This window comes from Burkholderia sp. Ax-1720, assembly GCF_011753035.1.
Lineage (GTDB): Bacteria > Pseudomonadota > Gammaproteobacteria > Burkholderiales > Burkholderiaceae > Burkholderia > Burkholderia gladioli.
Genome location: NZ_VWWK01000003.1, coordinates 32,222 through 46,443 on the forward strand (window position 1 = coordinate 32,222; position 14,222 = coordinate 46,443).

Sequence of the window (14,222 nt, forward strand, 5' to 3'; positions counted from 1 at the left end):
GTTGTTTAGCCTGTAAGAATTGGAATACGTCCCTGGTACACCGCGCCGCCCGAAATCCGCATGAAATACTGCAAATTCGGAAGGGTCTGTATCAGACGCGTCGGAATCAACGGCACTGCCTCCAGCTGCTGCGAGCGGGTTACCGAACCGGTAAACTCCCCGACGTGACCCTCGCTGGCCTTACTCGTACTGCTTGAGAAGATCAGGTTGCGAATCGCGGTATCCCCCACCTTCTTCGAGAACCACTCAGCCGTGTCGGTGTCTTCCAATCGTAAGATGATCTGATTGTTCAGGTTCCCCAAAACCTGCAGCATTTTCGCGGCATTCCCCAGCTTCGCCTCGAGGTCGGCGCGCGTCTGGAACGCCACGAACGCCTTGAACCCGGCGCCGCGCCCCTTGTTCAGGATCTGGATCACCTGCTCGTTGATCGCTTCCGCGATCTCATCGATGACCAGCACGACCTCAGGCGTCGTGTCATAGAAGTTGTAGACCGCACCGCACACGGCAGACACGTCCGCGAGAATCATCGACGCGATGGCCTTCGCCACGATACTGTTCGACAGGGAGTCAAGGCCGATATGGAGTACCGCCTTCTGTCGAATCACCTTCTCGATCGTCCAGATCTCGCGCTCGTCCTCGAAGTCGTCAACCTTCGGAGCGAGCATCAGGCCGGTTTCTCCGGTCGCGAGCATCTGGAGCAGCGGCAATGCCGACGCGATAATCCGCATGTAATGCTCGCGATCGTGCAAGTGCGTCGCGATCAAACCATCGATCGCTTCGTGGGCTCGATCCTGCGCACCAAACCGGGCTTGGTAGAGCGAGATCATCGCGTCGACGCGCGTCGATCCGGGCTTGTTCGCAATTCTCACGGTGTCGGCCGTGACAAGCTGTTCCCAGTCAATCAGACCGCGTTCAATGAAGAAGCGCATGAGCGCCTTCTCCAGCAGTGGATCGATGCCCAGCTGCGCATACTTCAGAATCGAGCGCAGGTTCGGCTTGTCGCCAATATACAGTTCACCGTTCACCGATCGGCTGATGAAGAGGAACGCGAAGGATCGGAACGGCCCCTCCTCCATCAGCTGTGCGATGCGGCTTGGGATTTCCGAAGGTTGCGACCAGCTCTCGAGCGGCTCGAGGCGGATCGACTCGGACGGCTTCGCCTGGTTGAAGTAGAGGAACTTTCGGCCGGTGCGCTCCGCCTCGCGCTCAGCTCGCGCCTTCCACTCCTTGTCGTTCTTGGGATCGATGTCGATCAGCACGTCGCCGCCGTGGATGACCTGCGTCGTGATGACCTCGTAACACCGTGTCTTGCCAGAGCCCGTTGTTCCACCCACCGCAGTATGGCCACCCATGGCTTTATAGTGGAACGGCACGTAGCCCTTCGCTGCCTCCAGTCCATGAGTCCAGGACACACCCTGCGGCGTGCGATCCCGGATGCTGTCTTTCGGTGCAAAAAGGTTCTCGATCATCTCCTCGAACGCGCGCCCCGCTTTCGTTTTCGGCAACCACTTCGGCAGCCCCGGGATCTCGGTGGTTGGCATCCGCAAAATGTCGTGCGCCATCTGACAGTGCTTTTGCGTCCATTCGAAGCCGGTGCCGAGATACATCGCGTTCACTTCAGCCCGCATGCGGGTTTGGATCGCGAGCAACGCCGGTACCGCCAGCGTCGTCAGCCATTTCGTGGACAGCCCCATTCGGAACTTGAGCGCGCGCCACACCTGACCCGAGCGGAGACCGAACATCGCGAGCGCGAACAGGGCGAAAACCCAGCCATACGGCATGCCCGAAAGCGGAAGGACAAGTAGCGCCATGAGCCAACCGATTGCTCCCCGCACCTCGTAGATGGGGCGAAAGTGGTTTATATGGCCCTTCATGCTTCTCGCTCCTGGATCAGTTCGCCAATGCGCGGCGCCAACATCACCTCGGCCGGATCGTTCGCGAGAAGCAGATTGCGCCGGCGCATATGTTCGATCAGCGTATCGCTGGTCACGCCATAGCTACCGATCGTTCGCTTCGAGACAGTGAGCCCCTTGTCGTCCCACCGCACCTTGGCTTTTCCACTGGCCACGTCCTGCTGCAGCGCCAAGAAGAAATCCGAGATCATCCGCGGCGCGCCCCTCAGGATCTCGGCGAAGCGATCCGCTGGCGAAGCGCCCGGGGCGACGGCCGAAACCCGTCGCATTTCGGCGGGATTGACGGCAACCGCCGGCGGGGGCAACTCGAGCGCCATCTGCCGTCCATCGAGCCCCGCAGGAGGCGCCGACGGCGGGAGCGCAGTTTCCCCGTCCGGGGCGGCCGCGCCAGAGAAGCCAAGGTCCTTCGACGCACGACTCGCCTCGGCCGTCTCTGTCGCAGACGGCGACTCGGCAATCACTGGTTGCGCTGCAGCTCCCGTTGGTGCCGGTGCCGGTGCTGCCGCCGCTTCCGGTACCGGCGTAGCCACCGATCGTTGCGCCTCGACCCTGGGCTCGAGCTCGGCGGCCACATGGATCGCCGACGGCACCGCGAACGTCACCGGCTCGAAGACTGCGCGTTGCGCCTTACGATCGAATTCGGCTGCCGTCGCGACCGCCTGGCGCACCACCTTATGGGTGAGCGATTCAACACCGCCTAACGGGCTCGACGCTGGATTGATCGCGCCAAAGATTTCGGCCTGCACCTCGCCATCCAGGCCAGACAGCAGCTCCGTACCAACCAGGGCATGCGCCAACACGCCTGTGCGCATCCGTTCGACCGGGAGCGGCGCTGGCCGCCGTGCCACACGATAGCTCGCGCCCGCGAGCCAGGGCCCGAGCGCTCCATGGACGGAGGGATTCCAGACCTGGCGGTCCGATGCCCGCTCGACTTCGAAATGGCGGAACGGTTCGTCCAACCCCGAACAGATTGCGGCGAGGAACACACCGTAGCTGTACTGGGGTTCGATGCGGCGCCGGCGCTCCGACGGAAGGTTCGAACCGAACTTCAGGCCGCCGGCCAGACGCATCGCATAGAAAGCCGTTTCGACGGTCCATCGAAACCCACCGGAAGGTTCTCGGTACAGCTCCGGGCTGAGCGGAACGGACGAAAACCAATCCGCGCAACGGCGGATCAGCACCATCCATTTTCGATCGAATTCAGCCCGCGGCGATTCGTTGGCGCATTGCGCGATCAGCTCGATACGGCGCTCGTTGCGGTGCAGGAGCTCGTCGTTGTCGCCAGGCGGAAAAAGACGTGAATCGCTCATCACGCCATGCCCTTCGTCGCCACCTTGGCCAAGGTCTTGAAGGCTGCGCCGCTTGCATTGGCACCGCCGCCGAACATTGACGCGAACTTCGGGATCTCGAAGGCCAGAATGAGCACAAAGATCGATAGATCGAACGTCATTGACCCGGAATACGGTGTCGTCAGTCCCTTCGAAATCGTGTTCGCGAACGTCGTGGCCAGAGTGGTCGTCATCAGCCGTTGGAGAATTGCGGCAACGACCATGTACATGCCGGCCCCGATTGTGAAATCGAGCCAGCTCTTAAACCATCCTCGCGTGAACTCCGACATGCCGAGCGCGAGCGCAATCTTCCCCATCACGATGGCGATCGCCATTTGGATCGTGCCGAGCGAGACGTAGAACAGGAACACCAACGACGCGACCATCAGAATGAACCACGCCGCAAGAAGCGGAACTAGATTGATGACCAAGGCGACATAGTTCCACCAGTGTTCCGCCTTCAGCGCTTCGTTGATTGCGTCGAATATCGCTCCCGCCGACTTCACCATTGCCGACGGCAGAGACTGGGCATCGGTTCCAGAAACCGCGACCGCCATATCGTTGAACCACTTGTAGAATCCCGGTGCCCAGGTGGCATACGACACGTAGATGGACGTGAATATTCCCAGGATTGCAAGATCTTCGAGGAGGCTTTCCCACGCTAAAACCGAGTCCTTTGTCGCAGCGAAACGCAGGGACGCCAGGACAATAGTAATAACCGCGAGGCCGCCTGCCATCTTGTCGGAATCCTTATCGAGAGATTTACTGACAGTGACCGCGAGATCGATCAGATCCTTCATCAACTTCGTGATCTCGTCGATCGCCGCCATCGCACCCTGGGCGACCTCCCCGACCACGTAGCTCGAGCTCCAACCGGAGGTCCCGGGCACGGAAGGCGTATCCGGGGCCGCGGCTCGACCAATCGCCGGTAGCACTAGCACGGCAAATAGCAGCACCTTCAACAGCCACAAGCGCGCCATATCGTGCCTCATTGCGTCGTGACCCCGTAGGCCGCCCGCTCGGCCTGTTGCTTCGAGAGAAACTTCTGCGCGTCCCCCGCCTTCTCCTCGTCGTCTGCCGCTTGTTGCGCGTCTTTTTGGGCGTCCTTCTGGGCCTTGGCAGCGTTGAGCTGGAGAATGTCCGAATTCTGACTCGTCACAATGTCGAGGTAGTGCGTCGTGATCTCGGCTGTCGCCTGCTGCGTCGGTGACATCGACAGCTGCGATTGAAGGTCCTGTCGGCGTTGTGCCATCTCATTCGTGTGCTCCATGATGTTCGACCCCATCTGGAACAGATTCCGCGCGACCTTATCGTTCTGCTGGAACAGGGTGTTCATGTCCGAGAACCACTGCGCGTTCGACTTCCCCGATCGGCTAATCAACCCCTGAACCTGGGTCACCCACTCCCCGCCTTTATTGAGGTCGCCGTAAAGGCCCTGGAGCGTGCCAACCAGGCCCTTGACCTTGTTGATGTCCCCGGTGATTTGGTCATACGCTGCCTTCCATGCGGCCGGATTCAGGTTCTGCGCCTGCAGTAGGTCGTTCATCATCATCTGGTACTGATAGAGGATGTTGGTGTTCTGGTAGATCTCGCCCTTGACCGCTTTGGCCGCGGTCACGACGTTCTGGGCGAAATTCGTCGGGTCGAACACCAAAATCGCCGACGCGTGCTGGCTGAGGAGGAGAGAAGCCGCGAGCGCCGCGGTGCGAAGGGTCGGCAAGAGATTCATCGGAAAGCCTTTCAGTCGATGGTTCGGTGGGTCGCACCTACAGCGAGCGGTCTGTCAAATACTGCCGGCCGCGGCGTCGGTACCGAGCACGCCGACTCGCTCGGGCCCGCCTGCAAGTGGACCCGATCCGGCTTCCCGACGGCGATCCTGTTGATTTCGTCCTGCGTGAGCCCAAATGCGTCGCGGTATCGCGCCTGCTGGGCAGTGGTGAAAATTGCTTCCATAGGGTTCCTATCAGTCAATCGTGGCCATTTCATTCAGATAGTCCTCGCGCCAGGTCTGCGATCCGGTCGCGAGATGCTTGTCAACCATGCGCTGCGCAGCGCCATCGGCGCGCAAGATCGACAGAGCCTCCTTGGGGAACTGCGCCTGAAGCATTCGCGACTGATCCGGTGTGACCCACAGGTAGTCGCGGTTGGGCACGCCCTCGCTGATCATCTCGATCTGGTCGTCTGTCAGCCCAAACACATCGCGATACAGACGCTTGTTGTTGCGCGCGTCGCGGTTTGGCAGAAAGAAGAAGTTTTGGATGTTCTCTTTCAAGATCTCGAAGTTCGGAACGCGCTCAAGCTGGCTCAGCGACTGCGTCGCCATGACCAACGTGCCGTTCAGCCCACGGATCGTGACGGCCCACATTTCCAGACGTGCATAGAAGCGCGGGTACCGGAAGAAGAAGCCGCACTCCTCGACCTCGATGACAGTCAATCGTTTGCCGTCCAGCCATTGCGAGATGCGGTAGAAGGCATAGTCCATGAAGAGCGCCGCAGCGACTGGATAGCTCTCGAATAGCTCGCCCATCTCGATAGCCAGGTCATCGGATAGCGAGAATGCATCCTCGACGTGATCAAAGAATCGCCCGTTCTTTTCACCCTTGGTCCAGATCTGGAGCCGCTCGCGCAGCTCTTCCGGCAACAACGTCGTCAGGAACGACAGCGTCCAGTACTCTCGGGAAAATCCTTGAGCGAGCGTCAAAACCCGTTCGTAGATCGTCCGCTGCTGCTGCGGGGTGCATCGGAATTCTTCGTCTTCCCCCTCGATCGCCATTTGGACCCAGTCCGCGACGTAGGTGTGGTGCCGAGGCTCGTCCAACAGAGAAAGCGGATTGACCTGCGTCGCTGCCGCGAACTTGCCAGTCGCATCAACGAATTTTCCATCTGCGAAGAGGGTCGGTATTCGTGTCGATCGGTTCTTGTCGAACTTGATGCGCCGCGGCGCGAAGCGGCCGGTTTGCGAAACGAGAAAATTGAGCATGATCGTTTTGCCGGCACCAATCGGACCTATGATCAGCGCGTGCGACTTCCCGCTGCGATCATGCAACGTAACCCGCTGCAATGTTCGGTGGCGAGTGGGAAGAAGCGTCAATGGCCCGACTTTCTCACCCAGCTGCTGCGTCAGCCACTCGTTGACCTCGCTCCCTTCCGTGACGCCTCGCACTGGCGCAATATCCGAGACCACCGGCGTCTCGACGAACTGCAACCGCTTCTGCTGGTCCCACCGACCGGGCAACGTCGACGCCCAGGCCGCGGCTAGGTTCCGTTTCTCTACGAGCACACCGAAGCCAGCGTTACCGATGCGGCCGACGATCTCGCGCGCGTTGTCATCACACTCGTCGATCGTATCCCCATAGACGACTACCGAGACGTTCGCGAATCCGTACTGCTGGCCCTCCGCCACCAGGCGCGCGAGCGCCTTCTCCGCCTCGTCAGCGAGGATCTCGCGCCCTTTCTCGTTCTCCATGTTCTCTTGTTTCACATCCTTCGACAGGAAGCTTTTCAGCACCTTCATCGGGCTGAATGCCGCAACCTTGTAGAACTTGCGCATTTTCTCGATATACGCCTGCGCTTTCGTTGTCGACAGGAAGCGGAACATCACGCACACATCAAACTCAGCATCGACGTCGGACAGCACGTCGAGAGCAGCTTCCTGAAACCCCATCCACTCCTTCACGGCAATGATCTTCGCGTACCGGGTTCCGTAGGCTGACTCGAACATGATGTGCTCGGCGCCATACGTCACGAAGCTCTCTGTCAGGTGGGTATCCAGCATCGTGACCGGGTAGCGCACGCGCCTCGGGGGAACTGACGGGTTTGCCGTCTGGTGTAGAAAACCTAGCGCGGCCTGCAACTGCAGCCGCTTCATCTTGAGCCGACCGACGCCCCCCTTGAACGCGTCCAGGATCGACTCGAATCGCTTGATGTCCGACGCAATCCGTTCCATGTCGAACACGAACGCACTGCGCGAGAACACCATGTCCTTGACGGTTTCGAGCAAAGCGATCGGAACCGATTTCCCGCCCACCGTAATGTGATAAGCAATCTTTTCAAATAGCTTATTAATGCCGGTCTCGGGCGTGTACGCGAGCGCGAGGGAATGCGTGTTGCGGAAATATTTTCCACTCCCCACGCTCTTCTGGTTTATCGAGTCAATGTACCGGTCCATCTCAGACGCGAAGCGTCCTCCAATCTCTCCCCGGACGCGACGATGCGACAGCCGCCACCAAGCGGTAATTCGATGATCGAAGTTCTTGCACGCGTGGTCGAGATTGTCGCGGGCAGCCGAAATCTCATCGGTGTTCGGACTGTCGGCATCCACACCGTCGAACGTGTACAGCGTCAACAACGACCCGTCCTTGTCCAAAATGACTTCGGGTGTGACCATCGTCGCCCACGGGGCTATTTCCTGAACCGCTCGACGCTTCGGGTTGGCACTCACAGGGGAAGCTCCTGGTCAAAGCCGTATGGCCGCTTGAATCGCGCTGCGACGTCGGCCGTTTGCAGCGGCTCATGCACGTCCGGATAGCGGTTGTAGACGACCAGCACGTCTCGCCACCACGGATCATTCGTTGACAGCCAGCGAAGCACCCAATGCACCGTGATGCCCACCACCAGATAAATCGGCGTCATGCTGCTATAGCAGAGCAATGCCGTCAGCGTTCCGTTCGCGATTGCAAGGGAACGATCGGCTCCGCCCATCTGGCGCGGTAGCGAGAGCGATCGGCTAACTTTCTTCGGCTCACGCACAGGTGTAGTTGATCTTCAGATGGTTCTTCACGAGCGGAAGTGCACAGGCAGCGACGCCAAGTCCGGCGACCACGCTACCGATCACTTTCCCGATGGTGCTTTCCGAGTTCGCGACGGCCAGACCGGCGACGATGATCAACACGATGCCGATCCCAAACAAGAGCGGACCACTGACGTAGGCCTGAATCAAGCAGATCAGGTCGGACCCGTTGGCCATGTCGGTGAGGTCAACCGCCTTCGCCGCCGGTGCAGCAAACGTAAGGAGCAGCGCGATAAACGTCGAGCGCCTCTCGTCACGTCCGAACAAGTATTGAGCGCACGCCAGTGCCTTTTGCAGAACCAGCGAACACAACATGCGAATGTGCTTCTTCATTGATAAACCCCGTGTGGTTAGAAAACGCGTTCGAGGACATAGTCCCCGTCTTTGAACCCTTTGATGGCTAGAACCTCGGAGACATGACGGAGCTCGCCCGTGCGTCGGAGGTGGACGACGTAGTGGAAGCAGTCGGCGATTGCCTTGCGCATGTCGGTCAGTTCCCAACGGCTGCCGGGCGGGATGCCCAACATCGCCAGGCTCTCCAGACGGCTCAGTCCGCCACGTGCATCGTTCGAGTGAATCGAACCCATTCCGCCGTCGTGGCCGGTGCTCAGCGCCTGGATGAAGTCGTACGCTTCCCCGCCGCGCACTTCGCCGACGATGATCCGGTCGGGGCGCAAGCGCAGACAAAGCACCACCAGAACCTGAGTCGTCACACCCTTGTCGGGGTTCGACAGCAGCCGGACACGGTTTGGTAGGTCGACCCTAAGCTCCATGGTGTCCTCTATCGTGATGACGCGCTCCTCTTCCGGAATGGCCTCGTTTAATGCGTTCAGGAGCGTCGTCTTTCCGGACGATGTACCTCCAGCAACGAGTACGTTTGCTCGCTGTCGGACCATCGCGGCGAACGCTTCGCCGAGCGCCTCGTCCGCGACGCCCGGTGGGAATATCGGTCGCTGAACATCCCGCTTCGCATGGAGCCGGGAGAACGCCCCCGTCCTCGCGTAATCGGCGAGCGACAGTTTGGTGTCCCGGTGCCGGCGAATCGCTAGCGCGTCGCCATCGATCGCCGTCGGTTTCATGACCGTCGCGATACGGAGGTTCTTGTGGCCGCCGTTGATAATCCCCTGAGCCGTGCCGGCCTGCGCCGATTTCTCCACCGACGCCGCGAGCGAGTGGATGGCGCCCTTCAGCGTCGCGGGATTGAACTCGATATCGAGCCGGCGCATCACGCCCCGCTCCTCGACCCAGACGTTGTTCGCCGAATTGATCATGACCTCGGCGACGCTCGGTGATTCGAGATACGGCTGGATGAGCTTCAGCGACTCGAAGAACAGCTGAACAGCGTTCTCCTCGAGACGCGCGACCTTCAGAAATGGATTTTCGGCAGTTTCGGACATGCAGCTATTGTTCAAGCTGCTACATCGGCGAATCGCCCAAAAGATCGGCGAATTTGAACAGCTTTCGGGTGTCGGAGAGCGCGCCCGCCGAGACCCCGTAGAGACCGAGCTACGAGCAACCGGTTGATGGGGCAAACCCAAAATGCGTCGTAAAAAGATATAGCTTTTCGCCCTCGGGAACGTGCGCGGTAATGGCAAGCGTTTGCGAGAGCCGAAAAAAAAGCCCGGTCACAAGGACCGGGCGTAGGACAGGAAATGGCGTACAAAATGCGGCCGATCAGCAAACGACTTCGATCGTTTCCCCGAACGGTGCGCGCCGCGCGCGCTTGAGTGGCGTCGTTGACGCCCAAAGGACCGGGTATGCCGGCTCTTCGGACGGAAACGTGCCGTCCATGTCCGTCAGGTACACGAGGAACGCCGGTTCAATATCCTCAACCGCGATCCGTCGGAATGGATCGGCAAATGATGTGCCACCGCCGCCTTTCAACGGCGCAAGCTCGACTGCATCACCCTGCTCGAATATCTGGACCTGGGTCACGCGCTCGTCGCAATCCATCACGATCAGGCGCCGCGGACGAACCGCCTCGGCGACGGCCAGAATCTCGGCCGCGAACTGCGCCTGGGTCTCATCCCAAAGCGAACCACTGGTGTCGCGAACAAACACCGCGTCACCGACTCGGCGCTCGCTCAACGAGGGCAAATACATCCCCAGGTGCAGATACCGGCGGTTTGGATGTGTCCAGGTGTAGTCGGTCGGTGCCGAGTCCTGCGCAAACCGATGCAGGAGCGGGCGCCAGTCGACAACCGCAGTCACCGACTGCTCGACTGCGGCCTGAAGCGCGCCGCCTAGCTTGCCGCATGCCTGCGCCGCTTTGGCCGCCTGCAGCACCGCCACCTTCCATTGAGCCTCCTTCGCCGCCTTGTCGTGGCCCGCGTACTGCCGGACCTCGCCACAAGACGGAGTTGCTTCTGCAACCCGGCTATTCGGCGTACCCGCTGGTTGATTGGCGGTTGAGCCGTCCGGCTGACCTGACTCGCCAGCCTGCGGATTGGGCGGCTGGCCGCCGCCCTTTTTCTTCGCCGACTGGCGCTTCTCGTGCGCGCGGATGCCGTACACCTCTTCTGCGGACATCCCCTTGAAGCGAGCGTCGATGAGCACCCCGGGTGGAAGCTGCATACCAGCGCCATCGACGATAAGATTGACGACGAAGTCGCATGCCTCGTTCCAGCCATCAGGATCTCGTGCACCTTGGCGCCAACAATGGCCGCCGGCTACGTGCCATACCTCATGAGCGAGCACCCCACGAATTTGGAGGTCTGTCAGAGTCGACGCGTACGCCGGGTTGTAACCCAGCGACTCGCCGTCCGTCCAGAACGTCTTGCAGCTCGGATCCTCGCGGACTTTGAGCCGTAGGGCCAGCGCCCCAATGAACGGATGGTCGAGAACCAAGGCAGTGCGCTGCTTTGCGATGCGTTTTTCCATGGCGCCCTCATGCCGCGGCGAGGAGCGACAGGCCGGGCTTCGGCAGGACCGGAACTTGGTCAGTCAGCGGTACTGCCGGCGCACCGCCCATGAAGGCCGCCATCAAACCTTCGATTTCGGACGCCTTGCCGGCCACCTTCGAACGCAAAACGCTGGACTCCTTGAGCTCAGCACCGCTGTGCGCTGCGAGATGCTGCTTCGCCTCGGTCAGAATGTGCGCGAGCTTAGGGTCGTTGCTGAAGTTCAGCTTGGGCAGCAGATCGCACAGCTCGCGGACGTTGTTGGCGACGTCAAGTCGGACGTTGCCGGCCCCGTACAAGCGCGACGCCATCGTCGAGACTGCCTCGTAGAGCCGCCCCACCAGGTCGTTGTTCGCGGTCTGGATCGACGCCATCGCGTGCTCATCGACCTCGTTTCGCAGCGTCGCGAGGACGTCATTTGGCAGGTCGACGCCGAATTGGCTGGCGTCCGGGAACGGCAGCACCGACAGTTTGACTCCGAACTTGCCTTTCAACTCCGCCAAGCTCGGATAGTCTGCTTCGTTGTACAGGGTGTTCATCTCCACCCTCGCCTGCTCCTTCAGGTCGAGGTAGTTCGTGAGGAAGATCGAGACCGCGAGGTCAAACTCGTCCTTCATCGCGCGCAGCCGCTCGGCCAGCTCCATGTAGACCATGGTCGGAAGCAGACGCACGCCCAGTTGATCGTATTTCAGCGTCCGGCTGTAGTAGTGAGAGCGGATCCGATTTCCGATCGACAACACCTCGGTAAAGCTCGGTGCATGCTCGGGCAGCAACCGCTTATTGAAGCGGCCAATGCCCCGGGCACTATGGCTCTTTTCGACCTCCTCCGTGACTTTCCCGTCATAGCGACGGGCAACCCACGTGGAAATCGCGACAGAAGACAGCATGACCTTCGACTGCAGATCGGTGATGTTCATGAATAACTCCAAATAAACGAGGAATATCGAGATAAAAAAAAGCCACATCCCGAAATCGGACGTGGCTACAGGCAAAAGCATGACAGTGCATCAGATGCCGAATTCGCAATCCCTTTGCGGGATCGAATGCGATGCGAAGACCGTGCGCGCAAGGGTTGCAAAGCGTGCGAGCGCGAGGACCGGCAACGCGGCCCGCCGGGCAGCATTCGTCGCAGGCTATTCCCGGGGCGCCGAAACGTCTTCTTGCGAGAGCGCCGGCCAGGGTTGCGGCTCAGACCTCTCGGCCGCTTTCCGGTCGTGCATCAAAACTCCGATGAACGTCGGCACGCATCCTATGGTGACGACGGCGTCGCCCTCGCCGTTGTGATGGACGTAGGGGATCGCCTTGATGGTTTGTCCGAGCATCCGCCCGATCCGTTTCATCACTGCCAGGCGATCGGGATCATATTGACCTACAGCGCCGTTGGTCTTCGTTGCCACGATGCGGCGATAGTCCGGATAGCGCCCCTGCAGCGGCTCGAAACCGATGCGCAGCCGACCGAAAATCAGCGTGTAGCGCGAACCCTCGATCTCGATCGTGAGAACGTCGTCAACGCCCTTTGCGGGTTTAACTTGCTTGACCACCTCACTTGGGACCGTGAGGGTGGCGATCGGAGCATCCAGTTCATTGTCCGCTTCCGTTCGGAAGGCCACCATCATCGAGCCGTCCGTTGCGACCAGACGCGTCTCGCGTAGCGTCGCCTCCAGATGCACCCCGTTCAGGTAATGGCGGACGTCGTTAATGGCTGCACAGAGCTGTATCGCTTTCAGCTGGGTACCACTCAGGAAGATTCGTTGCATAGTGATTTCCATGGGGCGCCACCACCAGCCATTTCGGACCGGTATCTGGTCGCAGTTGGGATTGGCGTTTCAGTTCGTCTGCCAGTCGACCTCGACGCCTTGAATTGCGTTACTCGCCGCGAATGATCTTGCCGATCTCCCCGCCTTGCGCCCGAATGAATGCGTGGTGGTTAGCCAGTTCAGGCGTGCGAGTAACCGCGTCCCGCACGAGCAGCGCCGTGAACTCGCGATGGCCGGCATCCACGAGGCGCTCCGCATATCGAAGCACCCGCTCGAAGTTGGCGTCGCGCGCCTTGTGAGCGAGCGCCGCAGCGAGCGCGAACAGAATGCTCGGCTCTGTCGGGATGTCGCCTAGATCCGGGTTGAGGAGAATCGCGTCAACCGACGGCAGCGCCCGGTATATCTCGAGGAAGCTGAGCAGCTCGACGCCAGCTGCTTCGCCGACCGTCGCAGGAATTGCGGCAGGCAGCAAATCGGCGGTGACTGTCTGCATCGTCTTCGCCAGAAATCCCCATTTCCGAGGGCTCGCTGACGCCACGATGTCGCGACTGCTGCGCCGCTCCTCGAGTAGATCGGGGCGGAAGCGGATGAATGCGATCAGCTCGGGGGCAAGGTTCTGACGAACTGCCCAGGTCGTCCAGTCTTCGGCTGTGGCTTCGAGCTCGACAACCGCCGAGAAACGATCGATCAGCGGATCGAGCAAGCCCGAGACGCCAGCGTTGTCTCCGCGGCGATTCGTAGCTGCGACAAACGTTACGCAGTCCGGCAGTCGGTGCTCACCGATACGACGCGCGAGCACTAATTGCATCTTGGCGGCCTGCACTGCGGGCGAGGCCTGGCCAAGATCGTCGAAGAACCAGACCAATGGCCGGGTCGCCGACAACGCTCGCTCGAGGTCACCGAAAGGCAAAAATCGCGCGTGCTGGCCATCGTTCGACGGGAACGGCAGGCCCTTGGAGTCGGTCGGATCCTCGACAACAGGGTGGCTGATCAGGAGGTCGTGGTCAGCCGCCTCAGTGCCCGCCGCCACGATGTCCGATTTACCGATCCCGGGACGACCGGTGATCAGCACAGGAAATCGGCTAGGGATGTAGGCAGCAAGCAGTTGAGAAAGGCGTGCGGGAGAGAGTTTCATGGGAGGCCTGAAGTGAAAAAGCCCCACGGAAATCGCGCCCGGCAGGGACGTGACCCTGCGGGGCGATGGAGGTTGCCGCGGTGCGGCGAGTCGATGCGTCCTGGGACGCGAGTGATTCCCTACGCGCTGGCGCCGCGAAGCGCGGCGGCTTGCTTGGTCGACAACGCCGAGCGCGAAACACTCGATGCGCGGCTCACGATCATGACGCCATAGACGTCAGCAAGAGCCCGCGCCTCGGGGCAGAGCACTAGCACTTCATCGAGCCCGGCCGGCGCTCGCGAGCGATTGCGCCAGACGTTGATCGCCGCCTCGATCTCGGCGATCGAAACAGCATCAGGCAAAAGGGGAGTTGCGATGGCAGGTTGGTTCACGGGTGGCCTCGAAGGTGTAGCCCCGTGGA

At 60.6% G+C, this 14,222-nt stretch carries 13 protein-coding genes; all 13 read right to left on the minus strand.

What is annotated here, in order from left to right; genetic code table 11:
- Nucleotides 1-5: 5 nt before the first annotated feature.
- Complete coding sequence (gene traD, locus F3J18_RS01555) at nucleotides 6-1,874, minus strand: conjugative transfer system coupling protein TraD (protein WP_166910904.1); 1,869 nt, start codon at nucleotides 1,872-1,874, stop codon at nucleotides 6-8.
- On the minus strand, nucleotides 1,871-3,223 hold the full coding sequence (locus F3J18_RS01560; RefSeq protein ID WP_166910906.1) for a TraI domain-containing protein: 1,353 nt from the start codon (nucleotides 3,221-3,223) through the stop codon (nucleotides 1,871-1,873). Before F3J18_RS01560 ends, traD begins: the two co-directional genes overlap by 4 nt.
- Nucleotides 3,223-4,233 (minus strand): type IV secretion system protein, encoded by a 1,011-nt coding sequence (locus F3J18_RS01565; protein WP_166910908.1) that lies wholly within the window; start codon nucleotides 4,231-4,233, stop codon nucleotides 3,223-3,225. Before F3J18_RS01565 ends, F3J18_RS01560 begins: the two co-directional genes overlap by 1 nt.
- Nucleotides 4,230-4,970: a type VI secretion protein gene (locus tag F3J18_RS01570; protein WP_166910910.1), complete on the minus strand. Its 741-nt coding sequence runs from the start codon at nucleotides 4,968-4,970 to the stop codon at nucleotides 4,230-4,232. The genes F3J18_RS01565 and F3J18_RS01570 overlap by 4 nt, the downstream gene beginning before the upstream one ends.
- Nucleotides 4,971-5,204: 234 nt before the next feature.
- The gene (locus tag F3J18_RS01575) at nucleotides 5,205-7,682 is read right to left on the minus strand and encodes a type IV secretion system protein VirB4 (protein WP_166910911.1); all 2,478 of its coding nucleotides are present in this window, start codon (nucleotides 7,680-7,682) and stop codon (nucleotides 5,205-5,207) included.
- Nucleotides 7,679-7,990 (minus strand): VirB3 family type IV secretion system protein, encoded by a 312-nt coding sequence (locus F3J18_RS01580; RefSeq protein WP_166910913.1) that lies wholly within the window; start codon nucleotides 7,988-7,990, stop codon nucleotides 7,679-7,681. Before F3J18_RS01580 ends, F3J18_RS01575 begins: the two co-directional genes overlap by 4 nt.
- The gene (locus F3J18_RS01585) at nucleotides 7,983-8,363 is read right to left on the minus strand and encodes a conjugal transfer protein TrbC (protein WP_166910915.1); all 381 of its coding nucleotides are present in this window, start codon (nucleotides 8,361-8,363) and stop codon (nucleotides 7,983-7,985) included. The genes F3J18_RS01580 and F3J18_RS01585 overlap by 8 nt, the downstream gene beginning before the upstream one ends.
- A 17-nt stretch (nucleotides 8,364-8,380) precedes the next feature.
- Complete coding sequence (locus F3J18_RS01590) at nucleotides 8,381-9,427, minus strand: ATPase, T2SS/T4P/T4SS family (RefSeq protein WP_166910917.1); 1,047 nt, start codon at nucleotides 9,425-9,427, stop codon at nucleotides 8,381-8,383.
- Between the two features lie 277 nt (nucleotides 9,428-9,704).
- Entirely contained in the window at nucleotides 9,705-10,910 is a 1,206-nt protein-coding gene (locus F3J18_RS01595; RefSeq protein ID WP_166910918.1) for a VWA-like domain-containing protein, read from the minus strand.
- A gap of 7 nt (nucleotides 10,911-10,917) precedes the next feature.
- Complete coding sequence (locus F3J18_RS01600) at nucleotides 10,918-11,847, minus strand: hypothetical protein (RefSeq protein WP_166910919.1); 930 nt, start codon at nucleotides 11,845-11,847, stop codon at nucleotides 10,918-10,920.
- Nucleotides 11,848-12,063: 216 nt separating this feature from the next.
- Nucleotides 12,064-12,687, minus strand: coding sequence for a DNA polymerase III subunit beta (locus F3J18_RS01605; protein ID WP_166910920.1), 624 nt, complete (start codon nucleotides 12,685-12,687; stop codon nucleotides 12,064-12,066).
- A gap of 109 nt (nucleotides 12,688-12,796) precedes the next feature.
- Nucleotides 12,797-13,822 (minus strand): ATP-binding protein, encoded by a 1,026-nt coding sequence (locus F3J18_RS01610; protein WP_166910921.1) that lies wholly within the window; start codon nucleotides 13,820-13,822, stop codon nucleotides 12,797-12,799.
- A 119-nt stretch (nucleotides 13,823-13,941) separates the two neighbouring features.
- Nucleotides 13,942-14,193, minus strand: coding sequence for a DUF3717 domain-containing protein (locus tag F3J18_RS01615; protein WP_166910922.1), 252 nt, complete (start codon nucleotides 14,191-14,193; stop codon nucleotides 13,942-13,944).
- Nucleotides 14,194-14,222 lie beyond the last annotated feature (29 nt).